We start from the raw sequence: 25,599 nt of genomic DNA on the forward strand, positions 1-25,599 counted from the left end.
GGCACCGTTTTCATGCCGAGCGGTACCGGAAGTTTTACCGTTTCAGATCCCGTGCACCGGTAGCTACCTCGACGCCACAAACGATAATGATGTTCTTGCCGACGCAGGCTTCCTAGGCAACCCGCGGGGCGGCGCCGGCAGCAACCGGCCATTAGCCCGTCAACGGTCCTCCGGATAGTTCACCCACTCACCCGCTTACTCGCTCACCCGAAAGAAGGCAATGAGCTCGCTCACCGCATTTCACCCAGGACAGACGTGGTACGACACGAACGGCAACAGGATCCAGGCGCACGGCGGATCCATCATCACCGTTAACGGTGTCTACTACTGGTACGGCGAGAACAAGGAGCACACTGTCCCCGGCAGCGACATCTGGCACTGGGGCGTTCGCTGCTACTCATCCACCGACCTGTACAACTGGCAGGACCGCGGCCTCATCGTGCCGCCCGTCGAAAACGACCCCGAACACCCTCTCCACCCCGAACAAGCGGCCGACCGTCCACACATCATCTACAACGACCAGACCCAGCAGTTCGTGTGCTGGATCAAGGTCATGAGCAAGGGATCGGTACAGCGGTCCACGGTGCTCGTCGCGGACGACATCCTTGGTCCCTACAAGATCGTGCAGACCTGGCTGCGACCACTCAGTATGAGCGCCGGGGACTTCGACCTCGTGGTCGACCCCCATGACGGCAAGGGCTACTACATCTTCGAGCGGGTGCATTCCGAACTGATCATCGCCGACCTTGATGACGATTACACCGATGTCACCGGCTACTACTCAACACATTTCCCGCAACCGCAACCCCCGTTTGTCCGAGAAGCACCCGCCTACTTCCGGCACAACCGCCAGCATTACCTCCTGACCTCCGGAACCACCGGCTACTACCCGAACCCGTCGGAAGCGGCGGTCGCCAAAAGCATTCACGGCCCCTACACGGTGCTGGGCGATCTGCACCCGAGCGATACGTCACGAACTTCGTTCCACACCCAGATTTCCTCTGTGTTCGAGCACCCCACCAAGAAGGACCTGTACATCGCCCTAGGGGACCGATGGCTCCCCTCCTACCTGGAACACGGCACCAAAGCACACGAGGCATTTGAGCAGCACTTCGCCCCCGGCCAGGACGGCGACGTCCGGATGGAGGAATTCGCCGAGGTCAACACTTCCCTCGCCACCTATGTCTGGCTGCCGCTGACCTTCGACGGTGACCGTCCCGTCATCCACTGGCGAGACGAGTGGACACTCGACGAATTCGAAGACCGCTGAGATTATCGGCTCAAGCCCACCGAGGTTCGCAGGGTCGGCAAGTAAGCGCACAACAACCGCTGCCACGACGCAATCGAGCGCTCCATGTTCAGCGTGAAGAGTCCAACCTCGCCAACCGGACGATTTAGGGCCAAGTTAGCGACCGCAAGGTGAAGGGCGCCAGGCCGCAAATCGGTTGGGGCATCGCCGTAGAGACCTTCTATGAGCAGTGCGTCCCAGTCGCTCGTTGAATTCTTTGCCGCCTCGGCGGCCAGTGCCGGATCTTGTGCCGCAAGAAAAGCAGCCGCAATAGTTTCGTCACTAATCGCGCCACTGAGCGTCAACAGTCGGAGGGCCAGGACGTCCCAGCCGGGCAGCCCCACACCTGCTGATGCTCCAGCACCGAGCAGGACGGCGTACCGGTCCTTGCCGGCGATTGCTTTCTGCAGGACGCCGATCACACCATGATCAATTTCAGCGGCAGTCACCTAACAACTCATACAGGACGCTCTGACGGTAGCCAAGTTGCCGCAACCCTTAGCAACGCGCGTGCCTCCCCGGCGTGCTAGTCAACGCCACTGAGTCCCCTAAGGAACTAGAGCGAGCGTCCCTTGCTTCGATCTGCGGCTTCCGCGGCCCTGCGGGCTGCGGAGGCCGCTTCGTTTTTCGCGGATATAGTCGTCGGCTTCTCCGGCGCGGCCTTCCTCCTGCGGATGGCTTCGGCCTGTTCCTTGCCCCACCGTGAATGACGGTTGTCAGGGCGGGCGACATCCTTGTTCTCGTTTACGACGGGCCACTTCGTATTCTGGTTCTGAACGGTGGGGGCCGGATCGACGGTGACTTGGGGTGTCTCCGGCGTTGCTGTACCTACAGCGGCTTCCGCCTGTGCGCGGTGCCTGGCGAGCACACGGGAGACGGCGGCCGACATGTCGTCGCCCTGCTGCTGTACCGGTTCGACCTGTACAGCGTCCACTATGTGTGCCTCTCGCTGCTGTGGCGCCGGTAGCGGGTCGCTGGCGGCGGCACGTTCTGCGCGCATCCGGTCGATGACGCGGCGGGCGGCGGCCTGCTCGGTCGTCATGCGGTCGGTGATCGCTGCCTCGTCTGCTCCCTGCTGGATCTGCGCGGCGGTCTTGGGTGGGACGGTGGCGAGTTCGCTGTGTTTGTGTAGGGCGGTGGCGCGCTTAATGAGGCGTTGCGCGGTGGGCTCGTCCCGGTACTGCTTGGGGATCAGCGCAGTCTCGTGGGTGCCGATGTTGTACCGGTTCCGGTACGCCTCGGTTTCGGCCGCGATGCGGTGCCACTCGGCGGCTTTCGCGTCCTTCCCGGGCACGGGCCCGAGCGCGTTCGTCCATACCGGCTTTTCTTCCGCGAGCTGCGCACCTCGGACCATGACCTTTTGTCCGAGGTACGCCCAGAGCCGGTCAAGCTCGGTCCGGTAGGAGGCCGGCACCAGCTCATCACGCAGGAGTACGGACGGCGCGAGGTCATCGCTGACCGCCGCGGCCGCTGGCCGCACACTTGTCTTGCTCGCCGTGCTGGCCGTGCTGGCTTGTGGCAGTGCGACGGCGCGGAGCTGCTGCTCGTACCGGATGGCGTCACCGATGGTGACCTGGTGTGCGGTGCGGGGATCTTCCCCGCGTGCGGTGCGCTCGATCGCGGCCTGGGCCGGGGAAAGGTCCTGACGTCGTTCCAGCTCGACGGTCATCGCCTTCACCATCCACTGGTCCTTCAACACAGTTCTCTGTGTCTCTGTGTTTCCTGGTGTGGTGGGGTCGATGGCTTGGACCCGCTGCAGGGCTTCGGTGCGCGCGTCGGTGAGCTTGTCGGTCCGCATGAGCGCGAACGGACGTGCCGCCCATTCCCTGTCTAGCCCGGTGTCCATCGGTGCTTCACCGGGTGACCGGCGGGGCAGCTCGGCTCCTGCTGCGTGCTTCGTGGCCTGGTCTACGAGGCGGGCCAGGTGCTCATCCGACACCGCGCCCAGGGGACGGTGGTCGGCATTGGCGAGGAGGCTGGTGGCGGCGTCGATGCGCTGCTCAAGCCGGTACGCGAGGACGGCCGCCGGGTCCTGGGCTCCGTCGAACCCGCGCAGGTGACCGGTGTCAGCGTGCTGCCCGCGCCCCGTGCTGTCCCTGGTGCTGTCACGGCTGATGCCGGCGGCCTGTGCGAGGAGTGCTGCGGGGTCGAGTCCCTGGGTTTCTGCTGCGCGCAGGTGGGTGGCTACTGCGCCCCATGCTTCGTGCGAGGTGAACTGCACAGCGGTCCGCGGCCCGATCACTTCAGCTGCGATGGTGCGGGTCTTGGCTTCCCATGCTGCGTTCTCGACCTCGTTGTAGACGCCGGCGAGGGTAGCGACGTCGCCGGTACGCACGGCTTCGGTCCGTACAGCTTCGTGCGCGGACAGGGTGCGGTCGTAGTTCGCGGTGATCGTGGACAGGACGCTGTCACGGGTGACGCTCTGCTCGTTGTCGTCGCCCAGGGCGACGTAGAGCCGGTTCGTGTCGCGTCCTCGGGTGGCGGCGACGTAGGCGCTGGCGCGGTCGGTCCGCTCGTCCAGAATCGCGTGCGCGGTGTCCACAGTCGCGCCCTGGGCGCGGTGCACGGTCGCGGCGTAGCCGAGCTGGCCGTGCTCGTGGAGGTAATCGGCGTCGACGGTGATCCGTCCACGATGGCCTGCGTGCCGGAGGGTGATGCGCTGCCGCTCCTGCCCTGCAGCTGCCTCGGCGGCTGTGCTGGTGGCTGTGTTGATGGCGGGGTCGGCGGTGACCTTTTCGACGGTCCAGACGTCATTGTTCTTGACGAAGTCCTTGCCCTGGTTGACCTGCAGTGTGCGGTCGTTCTTCCGGGTCACGACGGTGTCGCCGGCGTAGGCGCGCAGCCCTTCGCGGAGGACGACGGAGGGTGTCGCCTCGGTGATTGGACCGGTGCCGTCGGTGAGGTCGCCGGTGGCGATGCGGGCTGCCTGGGCGCGGGCGTTGAGGTCGGTGACGGTCGCGTTGTCGGTGGCGACCAGCAGCGAGGTCTTGCCGGCCCGGGTGTCGGCCATCCATGATGCGAGGGCGTCCTGGGTCATGGCTTCGGTGGTGCCGGCGGTGACGCGCTTGTTCTCGAGGTACCAGTGGAACGGAGTATCCGCGCCGGCCGCGGGTGGTTCGCGCAGCGCCAGGGACGCCTCCGACTCGCCTTCCGTGTGGAAGCGGTGGACTTCTTCGAGGCGGATCGCTCCGACTTCATTGTTGAGCAGGCGCAGCGCCCCGCCGGAGCCGATGGCGCCGAGCTGGCGGTCATCGCCGATGGCTCTTATGACGGCACCGTTGCGGGCGGCGACGGCGACGACGTCGGCGAGCTTCGGGGTGGTGACCATGCCGGCTTCGTCGACGATGATCACGTCCCCGGCCCCGAGAGCGAAGGCACCTGCGCTGGCGCTCCTGCCGGCTTGCTGGTTGCGGTAGGTGGCTAGGAACGCGTCGATGGTGGTTGCTTCGGCGCCGAGGTCTGCGCTCATGACGGCGGCCGCGGCGGCGGTGGGGGCTAGCCCGATGACCCGTCCGCCGGTGTCGCGGATGGCGTCGGCGGCCAGGGTGAGGCTGGTGGTCTTGCCGGTTCCTGCGGGTCCGATGCCGAGGGTGAGCAGCTTCTCGTCGGTGGCGAACGCGCGCGCCAGGTCCATCTGTCCCTGGGACAGGGCCGGCCTGCCACTCTTGGCGGCAGCTTCGGTGTGCTTCGTCAGGACTGCGTCGAAGCGTTCCATGGACACGGCTGGGATGACGGTCTTCTGTCCGGCGGCGAGGATCCTGTGCTCGGCGTTCAGGACTTCATGGGAGGTGAACAGGGCGCTGTCGGCCTGTTGGAACTGGCTTGAGCCGTCCGCGCGCTGGAACTCGCGCAGGCTCGGGGTGATGACTTCCGGGGTGACCTGGAGGCTGTGTGTGCCGGTGACGGAGTGGGTGACCTTTTCCACGGTTTCGTCGGTGATGGTTTGTCCGGGGAAGGCTTCTTTGAGGTGTCGGCGGGTCTGGGCGATGACGTGGTTGCGGCCCCAGGAAGCTCGCTTGGCTGATAGCTCGTGGACGATCTGGCGGGCGTGCTCGTGCACGTTGAGGTCGGCGATGCTCGGGCCCACCTGGGCGCCGTCGGATGTGCGGGGTCCTGCGTTGCGGACGTGCTCGAGGAGGGCCGTTCCGACCGGCATGCCCATGCCGCCGTCCAGCCCGGTGCTGTAGTCCTTTTGCCATTCCTCGACCAGTTCGGAGAGGCGGCGGGCGCTCTTCTTCTCGGGTCGGGTTTCGAGTGTGGCCTGCTGCGCGAGGGAGATCTTTTGCCTATCGCTGGGCGCGTACCCGTGCTTATCGGTGAACTCGGCTTCGAGCCGGTTGATCGCTCCGGCGATATTAGTTCGCCTCGAGGAGGCACGGTGGATCGCATCGAGGTCGATGCCAGCGACCTCGTACACGGGCTCCCCGCTACCGGTTGCCCGGGTGACGGTGCTGACGCCGAGGGACGCGCAGACCTTTTCGATGACCTTCGCGTTGTAGGTCTCGGACGCGGCGACGCCCATCTTGTAGAGGGTCCGCCCATCAATGGAGGACCACTTCCCGTCGACGCCCTTGACCTTGTTCGCGATGACGACGTGGTCGTGCAGCTGGGGGTCTCCGGCGCGGGAGTCGTAGTGCCGGAATTGGGTGGCGACCAGGCCGCCGTCGACGTCGATCTGGCGGACACCGTTCTTCCCGCGACGGGTGTAGGTGGCGTTCTTCTCGAGGAAGGTGATGGTCTCGGTGATGGCTTCGTTGTGCGCGGCCTCGATGGCTTTGCGGGCTTCGTCCCCACCGAGCGCCCAAAGGAGGGACACTGATTTGGCGGGAGAGAACACCAGGTCGTACCCGGCGACGGTCTGCTTCGACGGAGTGGTGTGCGCGGTGATGTACCGGGCGAGCTCTTCGTTGCTGCGGGCGTTCCGGCCGTGGGACTCACGGAACAGTTCGCCGCCGACCCGGGACCGGATCTCGCGCATAACCTCTTTCGGCAGCGCCTTGCCTGCGTTGTCCTGGCCGCTCCATGCGGGTCCGCTGGTGCGTCGGAATCGGGCCACTTCCTCGTCGATGCGGCGGGTCATCGTCGTGTCTGCGGCATCGTACTGGTGGTACTTCTGGCCCAGTTTCACGTCGCTCGCCGTGCCGCCGGCGGCGAGGATGTTCGCCGCTTCGGGGTGCAGGCCTTCGCCGAAGAGGGCTTTCAATTGCGCTTCGGTGACCTCACCACTCACGCCCAGTAGCTGCTCTGAGTGTCCGGCCCACTGCCCCGGAGGCATGCCCTCAACGGTGTAGTAGTCCCCCAGCTCCCGGTCGCCCGCGCGCAGCTCGTCGCCGCTAGCGACCTCGGAGGTGTAGTAGGCGTAGCCGTCCCCAGCACTGAGCTTATGAACGGTCATCACCTTCTCATCCTCACCTACTCCCCCACCCCATTTGAGGCGGCACGCCGCGCGGTTTTGGCCTCACTTATAGGGATGCAAGAGGTGTGACGGATTGTGCTGGTTGTGAGGGGTGCGAAATTGCTTGTTGACGACGGAGGAGGAAACCGAGATGAAGCGCCGTGGAGACCAGGACGATTGGTCCATCGATTTTTCGATGCGGTTGTGCACATGAGAATGGGCGGTGGGTAACACGGTTTTCGTTATCCACGGTTCGTTCGATTGTGTGGAACCGCTGACGGACGTTATCCACCAGGTGGGCAGCATAGAGACGTTGGGTTATCTCGGAGCTGTCCACGTGTGGTCAACGTCCGTTGCATCCAGTCCGAGCGTCAGCGAGGTCCGCATGAAAGGTTTGACGTCGCCGGTGATGAGCGAGGAGCAGGATGATGCGGCTGTGACGGGTGGGCTCTAACCGTTAGGTTTGACAGGGAAAGTGCGTCCGATCGCAAGTCGTGGCCGACGCAGCATCAGGTACAGGTACGAGGCGCAGGATGAATAAAGGGGACGGGTGATCATGGCAGCACCGAGGAAGTCAGCGCAGCAGGTGGCGGCACGGGAAAAGGCGCGGGCGAAAGCCCAGGAACTTACCGAGCGGCACGAGCGGTTGATTGACCTGGCGGCAGAGTTCTTCGAGCAGGAACAGCAGGCCGAGCAGATCCGCGCCGAGGCGCGGGAGCGCGCTGACGCGATCCTGGCAAAAGCCGAGCAGGACGCGGAAGCGGCCGCGAAGGAAGCCAGTACGAAGGTGCAGCAGATGCTCGACACCGGAGAGAGTCGCGCAGCGGTAGCCGCCCGGCTCGGGCTCAGTACCGCCGAGATGAAGCGTGCCCTGGACGGTGCCGGCACCAGCTCGTCGTCCGAAGAAGTGCGGACCGAACCGACGCTGGCGGCAACAGCAGACGACGTCGCGGAGCAAGTCGCCGCCGAGACGAAGGCCGCCTAGCGGATGACGCCCTAGCGGGCAGCATGAAGTGAGGGACCGACTATGTCGGTCCCTCTGCTGTGGGCAACGCATCTGCATACTCCTTTCTCCTGATCGTGTCGGCGTGCAGCGCGGCCGGTGCATGCGTACCTGGTGCGCGGCACCGGAGCCTCATTGAGCTGGAGTGCGAGGACGGCGGTTCGTCGCCGGCGACCACAGCTCGAGGCTCCCGTAGCGGCGGCGAACCGCCCCGCCCACCAGTGGCGAGCTGGCCACCTTCCCCTCTCCCGGGCCAGAGCTGGTGGTGCAGGGCTGCCACTCCCTGCACCACCGGCGCCCGGTGCTACTCGACCGCGTACTCCTCGGCGCTCATCTCCTCCTCGTCCGCGTGAACTTCCTCGAACGTCTCTGTGTCCTCGTCGGGTTCGGTGGTCTTATTCGCGCCGTCGAGGATGATCTGCTCGACCTCACTCGGCGTATACCCGCAAGTGACCAACTGCGTGAGGTAGGTCAGGTGGCTGCGCCTACCGGTCTGTCGTTGATTCGGCTTCCGTAAACCTTGACTTGCCCCCCGGAGGAGCACAGGATCAGCCATGAGCGATCCCCCAGCTAAAAAGTCATCGCGGTTGGTCAAGGTACTTGAACCGGTAGGAAAGATGCTCGCGCAAGTCGCGCTAACGGGTTTGGGAGTAGTGCTAGCCATCGTGGTTGCGCCGTTCGCTCCTCTGTTTGACCAGGCGTTGAGTCAGTGGCACTACGTGGAGCCCACATGTGAAGATCCTCGCGGCTTGGAACTACTAGACGTTGCAACCATGGAAACAGACGGCACAGTAACCGTCGAAGCGTCGTCTGAGGTCAACGAGGATAGCCGAAGGAAAATGAATGCCTTCGACGGTCGCCCTGGCTCTGGGTGGATACCAGAAACTCTGTCCTCCCGAGCAGACTCAGCTAAAACCCCCGCAGACCGGATCGAACTGACTTTCACCAGCCCTCAGCCAATCGCTCTACTGTGCGTAGTCAATGGCAACGCCAGCGATTGGCTTTCCTACATGCGTGCAGACCGCGTTCGTACTGTGGAAGTCAGTCTCGGTAACGAGGATCCGCACCGTACTTCGTTGCGCACCCTGCCGGAACACGAGGTACAGAACCGCCAGGACCTTGGGGTGCGTGCGCCAGCAACCTTGTGGGGGACAAAGCCATCGTACGATCGGGTATCGCTTACGCTGCTCGACCGCTATCTGGGATCACAGGTCGACGATCCGAATACAGGTGCGGCCGTCGATGAACCAACCAAAGAGGTGATGCTCGCCGAGCTGGAGGTGTGGGTTGAGTCCGAGCAGCTCGACCGATGACGACCATCTCCTGATTCTCGAAGCAAGCTTTCTCCACAATCTCATACGGCGACCCGGGCCTTCCAAAAAGGGTTGGGACTTCGGGGTCCATGCCGGTGAGTTAGGGCCAAACGATCGGCTCGTTCCAACCGTGCTCGAAGAGAACTGTGCGCAGCTCGACGGACTGAGCGCGAAAATGAGCACGGCCGACGCGGCGCCATCGGAAGGTCTGCACGAGCGCGCCGGCGACGCGGCGGAACGCCGGCGCGGCCGGGGCTCAGTCGAGCCAGTCCGGGGGGCCGGCGAGGCCGAGCCGGTAGCGCGCCGCATCCACGGAGGGGCTGTGCGGTCCGAGGGCCAGCTGGAAGGTCCGCAACTGCAAGCGGGTGCGCTGCAAACGGAGGCGAGCCGCGAGCGAGCGGTCGCCGCGGCCGGGCACCCCGGCGAGGGGAGCCACGGACGGGGAGATGACCAGCGCTCCGGCGCTTGCGATGCCGCTGTAGAAGATCCGTTCGGCCCGGTTCAGCCCGTCAGGGGCGGAGAGGAAGGTCAGGAGCTCGGCGGGGACGGGTTCGAGGTCGGATTCCATCGCGCGCAGTGCCTCGGCGAGCTCCTGGCGGCTGACTGGGAGGTCCTCGGCTCCGAGCGTCTGGGCGCTGCGGGACCAGTCGGCGACGTAGGTGTCGGCCCAGTTGCGACCGAATCGCGGGGCGAGGTCATGGCCGACGGCCTCGTGGGCCCCGAGGAAGGCATCAGTGAAGGCCAGGTGCACCCAACGGAGCAGGGCCGGGTCGGATGCGGAGTAGGCGCGGCCGTCGTCGGTGGTGCCGCGGACTCGCCTGTGCATGCCGCGGACCCGCGCCGAGTCCCGTTCGGCGAGTTCCGCGGAGCCGAAGGTCGTGATGGTGAGCCAGCGCGCGGTCCCGGCGAGGCGGGCCCAGGGGTCGCTGCGGTAGGAGGAGTGCCGCGCAACCCCTGCCATCGCCAGCGGGTGCGCGCCCTGTCCGAGGAGGGCCGCGACGCCGCCGACCAAAGTGGAAAGGCCACCGTGGACCTGCCAAACGACGCCGTCGGGTTCGAACAAACCTGGTCCCTCCCCGACCAGGGCGATGTCGCGCACCCAGTCCGGCGCCCCGGTGGGGTCGCCGGAGACCCGGGCACGAAACGCGCTGCGGACGCGGTCAGCCAACTCGGCGGGGCGCGGGATCGAGCTCACAGGCATAATGCTCCAACGACGGTAGGTCGGGTACGACGGACACCCAAAACAGGACTCCACTACACAGCGTAGAACACGGCCCTGACACGGCGATGGCTGAGAGGGCCCTTCCACGATCAGAAGAGCGTTGGTGCTTCGGGGTCGATGCCGCTGATTAGGGGGCGGATGATCGGTTCGTTCCATCCGTGCTCGAGGAGGGCTGTGCGCAGTGTGAGCGACTGGGCGTGGAACTGGGCGCGGCCGACGCCGCGCCACCGGAAGGTCGAGGCGTTGGCATGCCGGCCCTTTTGGGAGCGGTCGAACATGTTTAGGGCCTGAGTGCCGGGCAGCAGATGCGTGTCCGTACCGGTACTGGCGCGGACGCAGAGCGGCACGTCGCAGACGTGCATGAGCGCGATCCCGGGGTGCAGGGTCTCTCCGGTGAGGTGTTCGTAGGCGTAGCGTTGCGGCCGCAGGGCGCGTTGCTCGCCGTCCCTGGTGACCCAGAACCGCCCGTAGCCGTCGTCGGCGACGGCACCGGTCCAGATCCAGCAGTCATGGGGCCATGGACCCTTGACGACTTTCTCCCAGAAGCGGTCAGCCTCTCCCCTGCGCTGCCTCATCACCGACTACCTCCGCCAGGTCCTCATCGGACCCGCGCCGGCCGGCGCACGATCGGCCGGCGACCCTCCATCCGCACCACGCCGACGATGACGAATACAGCTGCGGCGACGACCATCAGCTGACCCCACGATGGCGCAGCGGCCGCGGCGACCAGGATGTACAGGCCGGCGAACCAGAGGGTGGTCGCCAGGGAGCCGGCGACTTGGTTGCCGACCCGCGGCGGGATGGCCAGCAGGAGCAGCGGCAACCGAAGGATGGCGCGGACGATCAGGTAGCTGTAGCGAATGCTCGAGGTCAGCAACCAGCGGATCAGTCGGATCATCGCGCTCCCCTGACTACCGGGCGGTTGTGGCGGAGAGGTTTAGCTCGCATGGTTTTGGGCCTCGTGGGCTTGCTGGTGCCGGTACAGGGTGGCCCTGCTCCAGCCAACCAGACGCGCCGCGTCCTCGGCGGTCCTGCCTTTCGCGCGGGCGTCGGCCACGACGTCGAGCTTCGCCGCAACGACCTTCGGGTCCGAGCGTGGCCGGCCGAAGCGGGTTCCAGTTTGCCTGGCCGCGACAAGGCCGGCGTTGACGCGTTCGACGATGAGTTCACGCTCGTACTCCGCGAGGGTGGCGAGCATGTTCAGCATCAGCCGGCCCGTCGAGGTTTCCGGATCGATGCCATCCGAGAGGGACCGCACCAGGATCCCCCGCTCGCGAAGAAGGTTGACCGTGTTCAGCACATCAATCAAGGACCGCCCGAGACGGTCGACTCGCCAGACCACGACAGTGTCACCCCCATTGGCGTACTCAAGGAGCTTTTTCATCCCGGGCCGCTCGACAGCGGTCCTACTCCCGGACGTCACATCAGCAAACACGTCCCGCTTTTGAACCCCGGCCGCGACGAGTGCGTCGAGTTGCAGCTTCGCATCCTGGGTCGATGTACTCACGCGGGTGTATCCGAGATGCCTCATTTGACCAGTGTGCCTCAGAAAGTCCGCGCGAGACGAGAACTGAGACACTTTATAGTGAGACGACTTTCCGAGACAGAGCGTACCCCGAGGCTCCGCGGAAGTGGCCAGACTCGAAAGGCACCAACCGTGTGTCTTAGAAAACTGTAGTTTTTCGAGACATCTTCGGCCTACGGCCGACCAGGATCGGCGTTTCACCTGTGGTGCCTTCTCGCTCAGCTTCACCGTCCCGGCCATACGCCCCCTCCCCGACCTCACGGCACTGGCTAGCTCTCTGGGTTCCGACAGGAGCGTCGAACCACCGGCTTGCGGGCGGCCGCCGTCGCCCTTTCCGGGTCCTGGAAGGTGCTAGACGCAGTCGAGTCGTGAAGCTTGGCGTGTGACCACATCTAAACCCAACGCACTGAGTCTCCGGGTAAGCGCCGCAATGATGGAGAACGCGGCAATCCCGACGAGGGTCGCCGCCGGAATGACGAACAGCAGCAAGTTCGACCTACTACTTTGGAGTGCACGGGCGGCTAGGTGTGGCACGCACCCAAGGTCCCGTGCGGCGGCCTGAACTTGTTGCGAGGTGGTCTCGTAAATTCCGCCGGCCTCTGCCCTGCCCTTGAGGACGAAGCTGACGGTTGTGCGGGACACGGCTGCTCGACGAGCGACATCCGGAGCAATGGGTCGCCAGAACCTCCCTCCCCTCGTATCAGTAGTCATCAACCAGCGCTCCTCCTCCCGCTCACTCGCGGCGAGAATACGATGCCCATGGTCTTGACGTGAGCTCCATAAGACGTTACGTTCTCACTCAGCACGCGTTACTAACACGTGTTAACAAACACATCGACCTCAAAGAGGAGGCCCTCATGTCCACTGACAATGTTTCTCGCCCCGGTAGTGGCGGAATCGACCCCCACAACCTCAGTGCGGGCCCGGTAGGACCGGACGGTGCAGCTGGTCTCGTCCTGGCCGCCGCGGACGACCCACTGAAGAGGGTCAGCAAGAGGTTCCTGCTGCTGTACTTCCTTGCCTTTACCGGCATCTGGATCCCTGTCCTCGCACCGATCCTGGTGACCTTGTCCCTGAAACTGAACGAGCTCGTGGGGATCGAGGCGGCCGGCGGTGCCCTCGGCGGTATCGTCGGAGTTGGCGCCCTGATGGCCCTGATCGCCAGTCCGATCTTCGGGCGCCTCAGCGACCGCACGACGTCCCGCCTGGGTATGCGACGCCCCTGGATCATCATCGGTTTCGTTGGAGGCGCGATCGGGACCGTGATCATGGCCACGGCTTCCAGCGTCCTGGTCCTCGGTATCGGATTTTCGATTGCCCAGTTCATGTTCAACGCCGCTGTCGCTGGCCTTTACGGTGTCCTCGCCGATCAGGTTCCTGAAAGCCAGCGGGGCGTTACCTCCGGCATCCTAGGTGCCGCGGTTCCCGTCGCATTGCCGGCAGCATCATTCATCGTGCAGGCCGTCTCGCCGAACACGAGCCTGATGTTCCTCGTACCGTTACTCGTGGGCGCCGTGGCGGTTGCACTGTTCGCCATAATCTTGAAGGATCGTCGCCTCAACCCGGCAGATAAGCCGGCGCTGAACTGGAAGGAAGTGCCCGGTTCCTTCTGGGTGAATCCCATCAAGAACCGTGACTTCGGCCTTGTGTGGTGGGGCCGCTTCTTCTTCGTCTTGGCCTACGCCTTCCTGACCACGTATCAGGCGTTCTTCCTCATCTCGGTCCTCGAAGCTGATCCCGCTGATGTGCCCGTCCTGATCTTCCAGTCCACCCTTGCCCTCTCCGCGCTCACGCTCATCTCGAGCCTCGTCGGCGGCAAGCTTTCGGACGCTCTCGGCCGACGCAAGATCTTCGTGATCGCCGCCGCCGTGCTCTACGGCGTCGGGGTCATCGTCATCACCCAGTCCTCAAGCTTCGACACCTTCCTCATCGGCATAGCCATCGCCGGTTTCGGGTTCGGCGCGTTCGTCGCCGTAGACACCGCCCTGATCGTGGATGTCCTACCGAACCGTGCTACCGCGGGTAAGGATCTCGCAGTGGCGAACATCGCCTCCACCCTCCCCCAGTCGCTAGCCCCTGCAGTGGCACCCCTGATCCTCGCCGCATCCACGGGCTCCTACCAAGTGCTCTACATGGTGGCAGCAGCAAGCGCCATACTCAGCGCCCTGTTCATCTTCCCGATCAAGGGCGCCCGGTGATCGTTCTCCTTGATCAGGGACAGACCCAGGGTGTTGAGATTCCGCTCCCCAGTCGCATGCTCGCGGTCTGGAATGATGATCGGTGGGCCGTCGAAAACGGCCAGTACACCCTCCATGCGGGCCTCAGTAGCAACAAGCTGCCGCTCGACGCTACTGTCCCTTACCCTTTCCATTCCCCAGAAGCGGCGTCCTCGAAAGGTCTCCGATGAGCGAACTTGATCCGGTGATCCTCCGCAACTTCGGGTGGACGTCCCAATTCACGTTCAGCGACCTCATCAGCGACCCGACATTGATGAAGCGCCTCCATAGCGCGTACGACACGGACCCCTCCTACGAGCCGCCTTCATGTCAGGTCGAGGAGCGCCGCATTCCGGGACCGGTGCAGGGTGACGACGTGCGCATCCGGATCTATCGCCCGGAACGGCTGGACCACGACCTGCCGGCCCTGATCTGGATGCACGGCGGTGGGTTCATCACGAACTCCCTCGAGGTCCGCGAAGCCGACGGGGTCGCCCGCGAACTGGTTGCGCGGGCCGGAGTCGTCGTCATCACGGTGGGATACACCCTCGCCAACGGTTCTACCGTCACCTATCCGCGCCTACACCATGAGGTGATTGCTGCGTTTACCTGGGCGCAGGACAACGCCGCCGACCTCGGAGTCGACTTAACGCGAATATCCATGGGTGGCGCATCCGCGGGTGCAAATCTGGCCATGGCCGCGGCTCTGCAGATACGCGACAGCGGAAAACAACTGCCCGAGAAACTCGTGCTTGTCTACCCTTTGCTCCACCGGGTGCTCCTAGAACCCACCCCTGGCAACGCCGATTTGTCGGTCCTGCCCGATGTAATGTGCCTCAGCGCGGACACCATGACCGTGATGTTCGGCGCCTACCTGGGATCGGATTCCTCGGCGAAATACGCGGACATCGACGGTCATGACCTGACCGGGCTTCCCCCTTCCCAGATTGTCGTCAGCGAATACGACAGTCTCCTTCCTTCGGGCGAGGCCGCCGCGGAACAGCTACGGCACGCTGGCGTGGAAGTGGATTACTACATCGCCAGAGGCACCATCCACGGTCATCTCTCACTGAGTGGCAACACCGCGGAAACGGACCGGACTCTCACCCGCATGGCCGACTACCTATGCACCGACCCCCGGACGTCACATGAGTCACGGGAGCCGCGGAAGTTGCAGCATCCACCAGACCTCCGCGGAACATCCGTCCAGGGCGCAAGAACCGGAGCACATCCGTGAGACCCGTCCCCAGCGCACGTGTACCCGGCCTTAATGCCATGACCACCGTTGCTTTGGGGATCGACGTTGGTGGCACCACCATCAAGGGAGCCATCATCGAGGTAGACACCGGTGCCAGTGTTGGCACCACGCACATCATGCCTACACCTCGTCCTGCCACACCCGAAGCAATCACTGCCACCATTCGGGAGCTCATTGAGCTCATCGAGCTTCCCGAACGCAGGACCGGCACCGATGCGGTGTTGCCACTGGGAGTAGCTATCCCGTGCGTCGTCCGCTCCGGTACGGCATACACGGCCGCGAATATTGACATCACCTGGAAAGGTTTCGCCGCCGAGTCGTTCCTCGCTCTTGAGCTGGGTAGGCCCGTCCATGTTCTCAATGACGCGGATTCTGCTGGTCTCGCTGAATCCGCTCTCGGCGTCGCGCTTGGCGTATCCGGACTAGTCGTCCTCATCACACTCGGTACCGGTATCGGCTCGGCCATGATCTACAACGGCGTGCTGTTGCCCAACAGTGAACTCGGACACCTTGAGCTCGATGGTGTGGTCGTGGAAAAACACACGTCAGCCCTGGCCCGCGAGGCGGGTGCCCTGTCATGGGACGAGTATGGCATGAGGGTCCTGCGTTACCTGGATCACCTGGAAAGGCTCTTCATGCCTCAACTGTTCGTGATCGGTGGCGGCGTTTCGACGCAGAGCGAGGAATTTCTAAGACAGGGCACCCTAAAAACCCCGATCAGCGTCGCCCGCTTCCAAGCCGACGCCGGCATCGTCGGTGCCGCGGTGATGGCAGCCGGACACCACGGACATTGATGACGGGACGACCAGCATGAACACAGCTCAGACCACGACACCAGTGTCTTCAACGCACCGACCGGGCTCGCAGCAGGCCTTGCGTCAACGTAACAAGGAATTGCTACTGCAACACCTCCAGGACCACGGTCCGGCAACTCAACGGCAGCTAGCCGACCTGACCCTGCTGTCCCCGGCAACCGTGTCCAACCTCGTACACCTGCTACGTGAGGAGGATCGCGTCCTCACCTCCCCTGTCATCAGCTCCGGCCGCAGAGCAACCCTGGTCCAGCTCCACGACTGACAACCGCAAGCCATCACGACCACCTTCCACCACTTCCCAGACACCGCCAGGACCAGCACACATACAGGTACCCACGCGGTAACAGGTGAAGGTATTGGTGAAGCGTCCTCCACTCAATGAGGAGACCCGGTATGACACCATCCATCAGCTGGCAGCACCATGTGTTCGCCAAAGCCGTACTACCCCTAATGGGAATACGCCGGGACAACACCACCCAACGGCTGCCCAAGACGTTGGGGCGGGAAGCGAAGAAGCCGGTACCGAAACCGACCGGAAAATTTATGCGAGGCCTCGAAGCAGACCTGTCTCAGCACGAAGGTTGGGACGTATGGACCCTCGCACCAACACCTGCCTCATCATCGCCAGTGCCATCAACACTGTCATCACTTGCGACTAGACCACAGCGAACAATTATCGCGCTTCACGGCGGAGCGTACGTTCATGAAATCAGCGCCGCCCACTTCGCGTACTACGCTGAGCTCGCCCGGTCCGTCGGGGCGAAGGTCGTCGTTCCGCTCTTCCCCGGAGCGCCCATGGGAACTGCTGGTGTCGTCGTTCCCGCCATCGCGGACCTGATTACCCACCACATCGAAGCTTCCGGCGCACACCGTGTGACCGTGCATGGAGACTCTGCCGGCGCAGGGCTCGCCCTCGCTGCCGTACAGGAGTTGATGCGGCGCGACAAACCTCTCCCTGCGCGCCTTGTTCTGATCTCCCCATGGCTCGATGTCACTCTCCCGGATCCTCGAAGCTGGACCATCAAGGACGCCATGCTGGACGCCTCAGGACTGGTCGAATGCGGACGCATGTGGGCCGGCGATCTCGACACCACTCACCCGCTGGTCAGCCCCATCTACGGGCCGATACGAGGACTACCGCCCACCTCCGTGTACGCCGGCACAGGGGACCTCCTGTACCCGGACAGCGAAAAGCTCGCCGCGAAAGCGTCCGAAGAAAACGTCGACCTCACCCTCGACCTGCGCCAGGACCTCATGCACGCCTGGCCCATGCTCACCATGATCCCCGAAGGAAAAAACGTGCTCACCAAAATAGTCGGGCACCATGCCGGACCTCAACACTAGCCCTATCCCATCGGGCAGCGCACCGAACATCGTGCGGCCTGCCGGGAAGCGCTCGGGTGCGGCCTAGACAAGTACTACCACCATACTTAACGTTGTAGATCCCCTAGGCAGGAATCAGACTTCTGTCCGTGATTTCGAGCGTTGGCAACGGTGATTGCCGTGATTTGTGGTGGCCGGCAACTCTCTGCCATAGTGGCCGAGCGATTAGAGTGACGCCGTCGTGAGCGTCTTCCGCGACACCGAATCGGTGTAACTATGAGCATGAACCCAGTCGGCACAGCACCGGCAGTTAGTCTTACTCTTCTTCCGGACCGTTTGAGTGTCTACCGTTTTGATCCGTCTACCCCTTTGGGGAATCTTGGTCAACTGTCTGGAGTGTGGTCGATCACCCGCACACAGAAGGAGCTTTCCGTAGTGGCGGAAGAAAGCGCCAATCTCCCAGCAGACAATGTGGATGCTGGGTGGCGTTGCCTTTACGTTGAGGGGCCAATCCCGTTCACCTTGGCGGGGGTCGTCGCCGGTCTCACAACGGCAGTCGCCCAGCAGGACTTACCCGTGTTCGTCATATCGACCTTCGACAGTGACCTTCTACTCCTACGCGGTGAGTCCCTGGATCAGTCCATACAAGCCTTGCAGGACAAGGGCTACCTCATCCAGCCGCATCGAAGAGAACGCCCATAAACGATCACTTTGCGGGCAGAGAGGCTTATTGGGCGAAGGTACGGCTAGGGTTCGCCGGGTGCATGGAGGAGCGGCCGGAGCGCCCCGCATATCTCGCGCAGACCCATGTCGAGGCGACCAAGTACCGCCTCACGCTCGACGTCACGATTCTGGGAATGACGGAACTCGGCGACAAGTACTCCCTGGCAAGCTGCGGCAATCGCCATGGGAACCACAGTGCGTGATTCGATTCCCTGATTGCTGGCGATGCTCTCGGCGATGACCTGCTTCCATCGTTCCCAGTGCTCGTAAGCTCCAGCGCGGAGCGAAGGATTGTTGTCCAACAGCTGAAAGCGTTCAAGCCACACATCGCTCGAGTACAAGGCCGACCGGGTCGAGTGGGTGATAGCTACTTGGATGGCGTCCAGAATGTCGCCTTCCATATCCGAGGACTCGGTCCTAGATCGCAGCTCCGCGATGGTGTCATCGAACGGAGCCCAAACGACCCCATGCTTGGACCCGAAATACCGGAAAAAGGTCGTACGGCCGATACCAGCCGCATCGGCGATCGTCTCGACGCTCACCGCGTCGTATCCATCGCGGAGCATCAACGCCAAGGCGATGCGCTCAACCGATTCCCTCGTCGCCGCCGGCGGTCGACCAGGTCCTCTCATATGTCGCACTACCATCATCCCTCCAATCTAGATGGCGACAGCTGCCGGTTTGCATCACGCTGCAGGCCCCTCGTGGTTTGTGGAACTGAGTTCCACTATGCTGTAAGCGCCGACAGGCAGCCTGAATCAGGGACTGCTACCGACTCGGTTCTGCACACCGTGGTGCCGATAGACGTACTAAGGAGAATGCCCATGCGCGCATGGCACTTCACTGGTGAAGGGTGACTACTTGTTCTCCGGCAGTTTCCCGATCCGGTTCCCCGATCCCGATGATGATGGGGTCCGGGAACGACATGAGTTACTCCGTGATCCCAAGATCAACTGCATTCCCACGTCGTCTTGACAGCTCTCACCAGCACCCTTAGCTCGCGTGAACGCCGACCGCCTCACGTCTCCTAACAACAATCACTACTTGGAAGGACCTACCTGAATGTCTGAAATGCGATTTGATGACCGAGTCGTCATTGTTACCGGTGGTGGCCGCGGTATCGGACGTGCGCATGCCCTGATGCTCGGCTCGCGAGGTGCGCACGTCGTCGTCAACGATCTCGGCGCTGCCCCCGATGGCACCAGCAGCTCGGAAGGCCCTGCGGTTGAAGTGGTCGAGGAGATAAAAAGGGCTGGGGGAAGCGCCGTCGCGAATACCGCGTCGGTCGCCACCCGCGAAGGCGCAGAAAGCATCGTGCAGCTCGCTGTTGACGAGTTCGGCAAAGTAGACGCCGTGATCAACAACGCGGGCATCGTCGTCAGCAAGGCGTTTGAGGAGACCCCCGAGGAAGACTTCCGGCGCACGATGGACGTGAGTTACTTCGGCACGTTGTACATGAGTCTTGCAGCACTTCCCCATATGCGCTCGGCGGGCTATGGCCGCATCGTGAACACGTCCTCTGCGGGTCTGACCGGTTTCCCTGGAGTCATCGCCTACGGCGGGTCCAAAGCCGCACTGTTGGGTCTCACCCTCGGACTGGCTGCAGAACTCAAGGAGACAGACACCAACATCACCGTCAATGCGCTTGTCCCCGTAGCAGCGTCGCGTCTGGTCGATGACACCTTCCCTGAGGACGAGCGCGAAGCAATTTATCGGAAGCTTGCCCCGGAGTTCATTTCGGCCGGTGCCCTGTACCTCGCACACGAGGACAACGCCGTTTCAGGTGAGTTCTTTTCGCTGGGCGGTGGCCGTGCGTCGCGCTGGATCTTGAAGGAGACCGCAGGATTCTTCGATCCAGAGCTGAACCCGGAGTCCTTCCGCGACAACTTGAGCCTCATTCGAGAGGACACGGGTCTGCAGCCGGCAACCGTCGCGCAGCAGATGCAAAACGCCTACGATCAGGTCGGTCGCACGAAGAACTGACGACGTAGGCGCATAACCGGCGCCAGCAAAATGGCGCCTGTTATGCGGTCTGACCCGTTCCCGGGGGTATAAGGAGGGGTGATGCGTTCACGCATCACCCCTCCTCTTGTTCTTCACCGCCTCCTGCCCACCTGCGCACGGCACAAGCTCGCTACGCGTCACCGCTTGTCCCGCACACATCTGGACAGCAGGAACCAGCAGCCCGCCTGCACACACCCACTACCGTTACCGACACGGCGAAGCTCACCTGGAGCGGACGGTGGTCGTTAGTTGGATGAGGATGCAGAAAAACCATGCGACGCCGGGCTGACCTCTCCTTACTGCCGGCTAAGCAGTGCCACCCTTGCCCAACCTCGGGCGAGGGCAATGCTTCGGACAGTGAGCCCAGGAGCAGCGTGAGCCCTGCCCGGCATAGTCCTGTGCTACCTCTAGTGCCCATCGGCGGAAGCGTGTCCTGAACCTGAGGTCGGATCGGGACGTCCATGACCAGGGATGGGTTCGTGCCTCTGCCCTAGGGGATCGCGGAAACGTCTGCGGCGTCGTTCATTGCAGTGTTCTTGGCGGCGTTGGTGGGACAGTGAACGACACGGGGGTCAGGGCTGTCCGCCTACATGAGCTGGGAGCGGTTCAACGTGCGCAGGACATCCGAAGTGTCAGGCGCTGGTGCGCGACCCGCCGTCCGGTGCCCGCGTGAGGACCTGTTCGGCTGCTGCGAGCACATCATCGCGTGTCCATAGATCGGCCATATGCGCTGCGTCTCCGCCTCGTGTACGGATTGCTTCGAAAGCAGGTGCCCTGAGGCCTGCTTTGATCTCGGCGAAGGTGATCGCCACGCCGGAGCTGAGCTTGGTTGCACAGGTGATTGCGGTGGGTAGCAGGTCCTCCGGTGAGCAGACGATGTCGACGAGTCCGCGTTCGGCTGCGACGTCAGGTTCGAATCCACGCGCGGCATAGACCACCGGTGACAGCCCGGAGCCCAGCACGTGGCGCATGATTTCGGCTGTGACGGCTGGGAAAGGTACGCCGACGTTGATTTCCGGCAGTCCGATTGTGCCACCGGACATGACTCGCTGGTCGGCAGCTCCGGCGAGCACGCATCCCCCGGCGAGAGCGTGCCCGCCGACGGCGGCAACTACCGGGACCGGGCAGGTGAATACGGTCAAGAGTGCATCCTCCAGCGCTTCAAAGAAGCTCTCCGCGTAGTCCCGGCCGCCGTCGATGAAGCGCCGTAGATCGACGCCGGCCGAGAACGCTCGGCCGTTGGCCGCAAGCACGACGGCGCGATGACTGGAGAAGGAGCGAAATGCTGTGCTGAGGGCGACCAGAAGGTCGGTGTCCAGCGCGTTGACCTTCCCGTGTTCGATCGTCGCGATGGTGATTCCATCGCTATCTTCGATGCCGATCATGGGGCTCCTCATGTTGGGCATAGCTCACTTGGGCGACTAACTCCGATCGCGGCTGGCACTGCGCCGAGAAGATACGACCCGCGCGTCTCTGGCCGGCACCCCCAGGAAAAGCTCCTGCATGCGCCGACCAGAGTACCGGAGGATTTATTCGACCATACCGACCATACCGACCATAGCGACTGCATGGACGCACTGGTTCAGAAGGTCAGGTGTTGTCCACTTGGCTGCGGAACGCGGTAATGCCTTGCTCGATGGCGCCGTCGACAAATCCGATGAACTCCGCGCTTTCGAGACCCGGCCCGACGAGACCGTCCGTCAGACCGACCTCTTCCGACGCCACCGCTACTGTGCGGTGATGGCTCAACCGATCGAACCCCGCCTTGCCGTGATAGGCGCCGGTACCCGAGTTCCCGACACCACCGAAGGGAGCTCCGCCGAGGAAGACATGGGCGATACCGTCATTGACGGTCACGCCGCCGCTCGTCGTCCTGTCCAGAAACCTGTCGAGTTCGGAGCCTTCGGGTCCGAACCAGTAGGAGCCAAGCGGTGCGGGTCGGTCGTTGATGTATTGGACGACTTCGTCCAGGTCGTCATACGCGTAGACCGAGATCACTGGGCCGAAGATCTCCTCACTGGCCACCTTGGCCGATTCGGGCACGTCGAGGAGCACGGTCGGCGGGATCAGACGGCTCTCCTTCTCCGGGGTACCTGTTGCGTCGGCAACGAGCTTCCGAGCCCCTTGCGCGACCGCGTCATCAATGAGTCCGCACACCCGGTCGAAGTTGCGATCGCTGACGATTGAGACTGTGCCTGCATTGGAGGGGTTGTTTGGCAGAGCTGCACCGAATTCTGTGACCAGTGTGTCCGCGAACTCGGCGAGGCGTTCGCGGGGTACGAAGACGTAGTCCGGGCACAGGCAGATCTGACCGCCGTTGGCCAGGCGGGTGGTGGCCACACGGTGTGCGGCCAGGGCGAAGTCAGCATCGCGGGAGACGATCACCGGATTCTTGCCGCCGAGCTCGAGCGTGGTCGGCACCAGGTTGCGACCGGCCGTTTCAGCCACGATTGCGCCGACCCTGGATGAACCGGTGAAGACGATGTGGTCGAACGTGAGCTCGGAGAACGCCTGTGCGGTGTCGAGGTCACCGACGACGACTGCGACTTCGCTCTCGTCCAGGCGTGTGGCTATCGCTCGAGCCAGCGCCTCACCGGTACGCGGGTGAAAGTCCGTGAATTTGATCATGACCCGGTTACCCGCGGCGAGGGCGTCCATTGCTGGGTGAAGGGCGAGCTCCAACGGGAAGTTCCAGGGACCGATGACGCCGACGACGCCGAGCGGCTTCTTCTGGATGTAGCCGCCGGCGACCACGTCCGGCTTCATCCATTCCTCGAGTCCGTCGAGGGTTTCCTGCGCCAGCTGGAGCAGGGGCAGGATGTCGAGAGCTTTGGTGAGGGCGGCGGGGCGGTGACCGTACTCCTCACCGAGGATGGTGGCGAGTTCGTCTGCGTTCTCGAACACTGCCAGGAGCATGCGTTGGATGCGGTCTCGGCGTACCGCAGCGCTGGGCGTACCCTCGGCGAGGTAGGACGTGCGCTGAATCTGGAGGATTCGGTCAAGCTCGTTCTGAGTAACGGGAGCTGAAGGGGCGATGGTGGACATGTCTCTCCTTGTCGCCGACGGCGGCATCGTCGCCGGTACACTTCACACTAGGCTCGGGTGAACCGCCGGTGATGTCCAACTTCCTGGACATGCGAACCGCTTCGCTGATGGACGGCAATGTACTGGGATGTACGGGACTGTTCATGGAGGTACGCACCTGAAGTGCCCAGCTACTCAACGATGAGGTGCCAGTGACCCAGAGTCCCCTTCGACCTGAGATCGAATCCTCATGGCGCCGTGCGCGTCTGAGTGGCCTCACCCCTGAGCAGCCGCTTCGTATCGATGTTCAGGACGTTCCCCTGGAATCGCGCTTGACGAGTGCGGCGGCACCGGTCATTGACGCCATGGTCGAGGATCTCGGTGAGATCCAAAGCGGGGTGCTGCTCGCAGACCAGAACGCCACTGTTCGCGGAGTCAGGACAACGAGCAATGTCGTGCAGGACTGGTTCACCGCGGTCGGCGCTGTCGTTGGAGCTCGGTGCAGCGAGGACGCTGTAGGTACGACCTCAATCGGCACGTCGCTTGAGATTCGACGTGGCGTCGCCGTTCGCGGGGGTGAGCATTTCGCCGAGGCATACCGGCTGTTCGCCTGTTACGGGCATCCCATCCTGCATCCGATCACAGGACGACAGGTGGGGGTACTGGATGTCACCTTCCGCGACAGCGAGGACAACAGGGTCTTCGATGCCATCGTCCGACGAGCAGTCCGAGACATCTCGCTGCGCCTGGCGGATGCCTCACCACGCAGCCATCACGAACTAGCGGACGCCTTCAGCGCCGCGCGACGCAGGGGCGGTGCGGTCGTGGCGCTTGGCGAGGGCGTCACATTGGCTACACCTTCCGCGCTGGAGCTGCTTGGACCTGCCGATCACGTCGCGTTGCGGATTGGAGCGGACGAATTACGCCGGGGCGCTGTTCCTGTCCCTCTTCTCCGCCTGGCGGAAGGACAAAGGTACGCGCTTCGGTGGGACATTGTAGGTGAGGGTGTTGTGGTCGAGCTGCGGGCACAGCACAGCATCGAGGAGCCGGGGCGCTTGGAGTCGGTGTTGTTCCCGGCGCTTGTGGTCGGTGAGCGCGGGACCGGTCGTAGCACTGCCGCCCGTGATTTAGTTGACGGCCGTTCCGTGGTGCTCGATGCCTCGAGGGCATCTGATGATCCTGTCGCTTTCGAGTCCGCACTTCGATCACGGTTCGACGCTCCGCAACCGGTCATCCTCGAAGACGCGCATTTGATGCCGATCGCGCTGCTCAATATGGTGTTGCGGCGGGCGCGGGGTTGTCCGGCGCCGGTTGTTTTCACGCTCGCGAGCAATGAGTCCTCGGACGAGGCGGCAGCGGTACTCGCGGCGGGTACGCTGCACAGGGTCGGTTTGGAGCCGCTGCGTCGGCGCCGGCATGAAATTCCGGAACTCGCGGCGCGAATGCTTGCCACCGCTCCAGGAGGGGCGCTGCGCGGACTGGCCCCGGACACGATCCGTGTACTGAGCAGGCAGCCCTGGCTGGGGAACCTCAGCGAGTTGCGCCGCGTCGTAGAGCTTATGGCTGAGACCCCGGGTACCGGGGACCTGCATGCAAGCGACATCCCGGCATCCCACCGCGAACCGGCTCCAATGCCCACCCCTCGCGCCGAGGCGGAGCGCGACATCATCCTCACGGCGGTCCGCTCGGCCCATGGCAATAAGCGTCGAGCGGCGGAACTTCTGGGAGTCAGCCGCTCGACCCTTTACAACCGGATGCGGGCACTGCACATCAGCGCATGACACGCGGGCGCATGCCCGCCCCGGCTGGTGCCACCTCTTAGAACAGCAGGATGGGCTTGATGACCTTTCCTGACTCGGCGTCGTCGATCGCCTGGTTGATGTCGGCGAAGGGGTAGGTCTTCACAAGTTTCTCGAAGGGGAACTGTCCGGCGGCGTGCAGGCGGATGAGCAACGGAATGAAGTCCTGCGGACTTGCATCACCCTCGGTAACTCCCACGATGGTGCGACCGCTCAGGATCAGGTCGAGCATGTCCACCTCGATGTTCGTGCCGCCCTTGCCCATACCCAGTACCGCGCAGGTGCCCAGAGGTACGAGGGACGACACTGCATCACGGACCACGGAGGTCACTGCGGTGGTGTCAATGGCGTTGTCGACCCCCAGCGCCACGATCTCGCGGACAGCCTCTGGAGTGGAGCCGACCTGGCTGGCATCAATGGTGTGCGTAGCACCCAGTTCGCGCGCCAGTTCCAGTCGTGAAGGGATCCGATCGACCGCGACGATGACGGCACAGCCGGCGGCTTTGGCTGCCATCACGGCCGCGAGTCCGACGGCGCCGGCACCGAACACGGCGATGCTACTTCCAACCTCGGGTCGTAGGCGGTTCAGCACCGTGCCCGCGCCGGTCTGCAGCCCGCAGCCCAGTGGACCCACGAGGGTCAGGTCTGCGGAGTCGTCGACCTTCACGACGCTTCGTTCTGTCGCCAGCGC

At 63.6% G+C, this 25,599-nt stretch carries 24 protein-coding genes; 12 read left to right on the forward strand and 12 right to left on the reverse strand.

Translation table 11 applies throughout. The annotated features are described in order from the left end of the window. Nucleotides 1-220: 220 nt before the first annotated feature. Nucleotides 221-1,270, forward strand: a complete 1,050-nt coding sequence (locus tag AC4D2C_RS17785) for a family 43 glycosylhydrolase (RefSeq protein WP_490916145.1) — start codon at nt 221-223, stop codon at nt 1,268-1,270. 2 nt (nt 1,271-1,272) lie between these two features. Here the strand turns inward: AC4D2C_RS17785 and AC4D2C_RS17790 are convergent, their stop codons facing one another. After that, entirely contained in the window at nt 1,273-1,737 is a 465-nt protein-coding gene (locus AC4D2C_RS17790; protein WP_490916146.1) for an SIR2 family protein, read from the reverse strand. A gap of 107 nt (nt 1,738-1,844) precedes the next feature. Continuing rightward, entirely contained in the window at nt 1,845-6,683 is a 4,839-nt protein-coding gene (gene mobF, locus AC4D2C_RS17795) for a MobF family relaxase (RefSeq protein ID WP_490916147.1), read from the reverse strand. A gap of 556 nt (nt 6,684-7,239) precedes the next feature. On the opposite strand from mobF, the gene AC4D2C_RS17800 reads away from it, so the two are divergent. Beyond that, complete coding sequence (locus tag AC4D2C_RS17800) at nt 7,240-7,668, forward strand: hypothetical protein (protein ID WP_490916206.1); 429 nt, start codon at nt 7,240-7,242, stop codon at nt 7,666-7,668. A 322-nt stretch (nt 7,669-7,990) separates the two neighbouring features. Here the strand turns inward: AC4D2C_RS17800 and AC4D2C_RS17805 are convergent, their stop codons facing one another. Beyond that, a complete protein-coding gene (locus tag AC4D2C_RS17805; protein WP_490916148.1) occupies nt 7,991-8,242 on the reverse strand; it encodes a hypothetical protein in 252 nt (83 codons plus the stop codon). Between AC4D2C_RS17805 and AC4D2C_RS17810 the strand changes: the two genes are divergently transcribed. Further along, the gene (locus tag AC4D2C_RS17810; RefSeq protein ID WP_490916149.1) at nt 8,241-8,999 is read left to right on the forward strand and encodes a hypothetical protein; all 759 of its coding nucleotides are present in this window, start codon (nt 8,241-8,243) and stop codon (nt 8,997-8,999) included. The genes AC4D2C_RS17805 and AC4D2C_RS17810 overlap by 2 nt on opposite strands. 256 nt (nt 9,000-9,255) lie before the next feature. Here AC4D2C_RS17810 and AC4D2C_RS17815 read toward each other — a convergent pair whose 3' ends face one another. The 5 genes from AC4D2C_RS17815 to AC4D2C_RS17835 all read right to left on the reverse strand — a co-directional run bounded on the left by AC4D2C_RS17815 (nt 9,256) and on the right by AC4D2C_RS17835 (nt 12,457). Continuing rightward, nucleotides 9,256-10,194 (reverse strand): oxygenase MpaB family protein, encoded by a 939-nt coding sequence (locus AC4D2C_RS17815; protein ID WP_490916150.1) that lies wholly within the window; start codon nt 10,192-10,194, stop codon nt 9,256-9,258. 116 nt (nt 10,195-10,310) lie between these two features. Further along, nucleotides 10,311-10,796: a hypothetical protein gene (locus tag AC4D2C_RS17820; RefSeq protein ID WP_490916151.1), complete on the reverse strand. Its 486-nt coding sequence runs from the start codon at nt 10,794-10,796 to the stop codon at nt 10,311-10,313. Between the two features lie 23 nt (nt 10,797-10,819). Continuing rightward, on the reverse strand, nt 10,820-11,119 hold the full coding sequence (locus AC4D2C_RS17825; RefSeq protein WP_490916152.1) for a hypothetical protein: 300 nt from the start codon (nt 11,117-11,119) through the stop codon (nt 10,820-10,822). Between the two features lie 39 nt (nt 11,120-11,158). After that, a complete protein-coding gene (locus AC4D2C_RS17830) occupies nt 11,159-11,752 on the reverse strand; it encodes a recombinase family protein (protein ID WP_490916153.1) in 594 nt (197 codons plus the stop codon). Between the two features lie 345 nt (nt 11,753-12,097). Continuing rightward, nucleotides 12,098-12,457, reverse strand: a complete 360-nt coding sequence (locus tag AC4D2C_RS17835) for a LacI family DNA-binding transcriptional regulator (RefSeq protein ID WP_490916154.1) — start codon at nt 12,455-12,457, stop codon at nt 12,098-12,100. 146 nt (nt 12,458-12,603) lie between these two features. On the opposite strand from AC4D2C_RS17835, the gene AC4D2C_RS17840 reads away from it, so the two are divergent. From AC4D2C_RS17840 to AC4D2C_RS17870, 7 genes are all read left to right on the forward strand, one after another. Beyond that, complete coding sequence (locus tag AC4D2C_RS17840) at nt 12,604-13,944, forward strand: MFS transporter (RefSeq protein WP_490916155.1); 1,341 nt, start codon at nt 12,604-12,606, stop codon at nt 13,942-13,944. Then, nucleotides 13,941-14,153, forward strand: coding sequence for a fibronectin type III-like domain-contianing protein (locus AC4D2C_RS17845; RefSeq protein ID WP_490916156.1), 213 nt, complete (start codon nt 13,941-13,943; stop codon nt 14,151-14,153). Before AC4D2C_RS17840 ends, AC4D2C_RS17845 begins: the two co-directional genes overlap by 4 nt. Continuing rightward, a complete protein-coding gene (locus AC4D2C_RS17850) occupies nt 14,150-15,199 on the forward strand; it encodes an alpha/beta hydrolase (RefSeq protein WP_490916157.1) in 1,050 nt (349 codons plus the stop codon). The genes AC4D2C_RS17845 and AC4D2C_RS17850 overlap by 4 nt, the downstream gene beginning before the upstream one ends. 38 nt (nt 15,200-15,237) lie before the next feature. After that, the gene (gene ppgK / locus AC4D2C_RS17855; protein WP_490916158.1) at nt 15,238-16,014 is read left to right on the forward strand and encodes a polyphosphate--glucose phosphotransferase; all 777 of its coding nucleotides are present in this window, start codon (nt 15,238-15,240) and stop codon (nt 16,012-16,014) included. Between the two features lie 16 nt (nt 16,015-16,030). Beyond that, a complete protein-coding gene (locus AC4D2C_RS17860) occupies nt 16,031-16,297 on the forward strand; it encodes a MarR family transcriptional regulator (protein WP_490916159.1) in 267 nt (88 codons plus the stop codon). A 131-nt stretch (nt 16,298-16,428) separates the two neighbouring features. Next, nucleotides 16,429-17,379: an alpha/beta hydrolase fold domain-containing protein gene (locus AC4D2C_RS17865; RefSeq protein ID WP_490916160.1), complete on the forward strand. Its 951-nt coding sequence runs from the start codon at nt 16,429-16,431 to the stop codon at nt 17,377-17,379. 261 nt (nt 17,380-17,640) lie between these two features. Further along, nucleotides 17,641-18,060, forward strand: coding sequence for an ACT domain-containing protein (locus AC4D2C_RS17870; RefSeq protein ID WP_490916207.1), 420 nt, complete (start codon nt 17,641-17,643; stop codon nt 18,058-18,060). A gap of 44 nt (nt 18,061-18,104) precedes the next feature. Here the strand turns inward: AC4D2C_RS17870 and AC4D2C_RS17875 are convergent, their stop codons facing one another. Continuing rightward, nucleotides 18,105-18,731 carry an acyl-CoA-like ligand-binding transcription factor gene (locus AC4D2C_RS17875; RefSeq protein WP_490916161.1) on the reverse strand — a complete coding sequence of 209 codons (627 nt, stop codon included), beginning with the start codon at nt 18,729-18,731 and terminating at the stop codon, nt 18,105-18,107. A gap of 412 nt (nt 18,732-19,143) precedes the next feature. Here AC4D2C_RS17875 and AC4D2C_RS17880 point away from each other — a divergent pair, with 412 nt between their 5' ends. Beyond that, entirely contained in the window at nt 19,144-20,064 is a 921-nt protein-coding gene (locus tag AC4D2C_RS17880) for an SDR family NAD(P)-dependent oxidoreductase (protein WP_490916162.1), read from the forward strand. Nucleotides 20,065-20,717: 653 nt separating this feature from the next. Here AC4D2C_RS17880 and AC4D2C_RS17885 read toward each other — a convergent pair. Further along, nucleotides 20,718-21,470, reverse strand: coding sequence for an enoyl-CoA hydratase/isomerase family protein (locus AC4D2C_RS17885; RefSeq protein WP_490916163.1), 753 nt, complete (start codon nt 21,468-21,470; stop codon nt 20,718-20,720). 205 nt (nt 21,471-21,675) lie between these two features. Further along, on the reverse strand, nt 21,676-23,130 hold the full coding sequence (locus tag AC4D2C_RS17890; RefSeq protein WP_490916164.1) for an aldehyde dehydrogenase family protein: 1,455 nt from the start codon (nt 23,128-23,130) through the stop codon (nt 21,676-21,678). 191 nt (nt 23,131-23,321) lie between these two features. Between AC4D2C_RS17890 and AC4D2C_RS17895 the strand changes: the two genes are divergently transcribed. Next, nucleotides 23,322-24,890, forward strand: coding sequence for a helix-turn-helix domain-containing protein (locus tag AC4D2C_RS17895; protein ID WP_490916166.1), 1,569 nt, complete (start codon nt 23,322-23,324; stop codon nt 24,888-24,890). 37 nt (nt 24,891-24,927) lie between these two features. Here the strand turns inward: AC4D2C_RS17895 and AC4D2C_RS17900 are convergent, their stop codons facing one another. Then, complete coding sequence (locus AC4D2C_RS17900) at nt 24,928-25,575, reverse strand: zinc-binding dehydrogenase (RefSeq protein WP_490916208.1); 648 nt, start codon at nt 25,573-25,575, stop codon at nt 24,928-24,930. Nucleotides 25,576-25,599 lie beyond the last annotated feature (24 nt).

Source organism: Arthrobacter sp. TJ-240 (assembly GCF_058269195.1).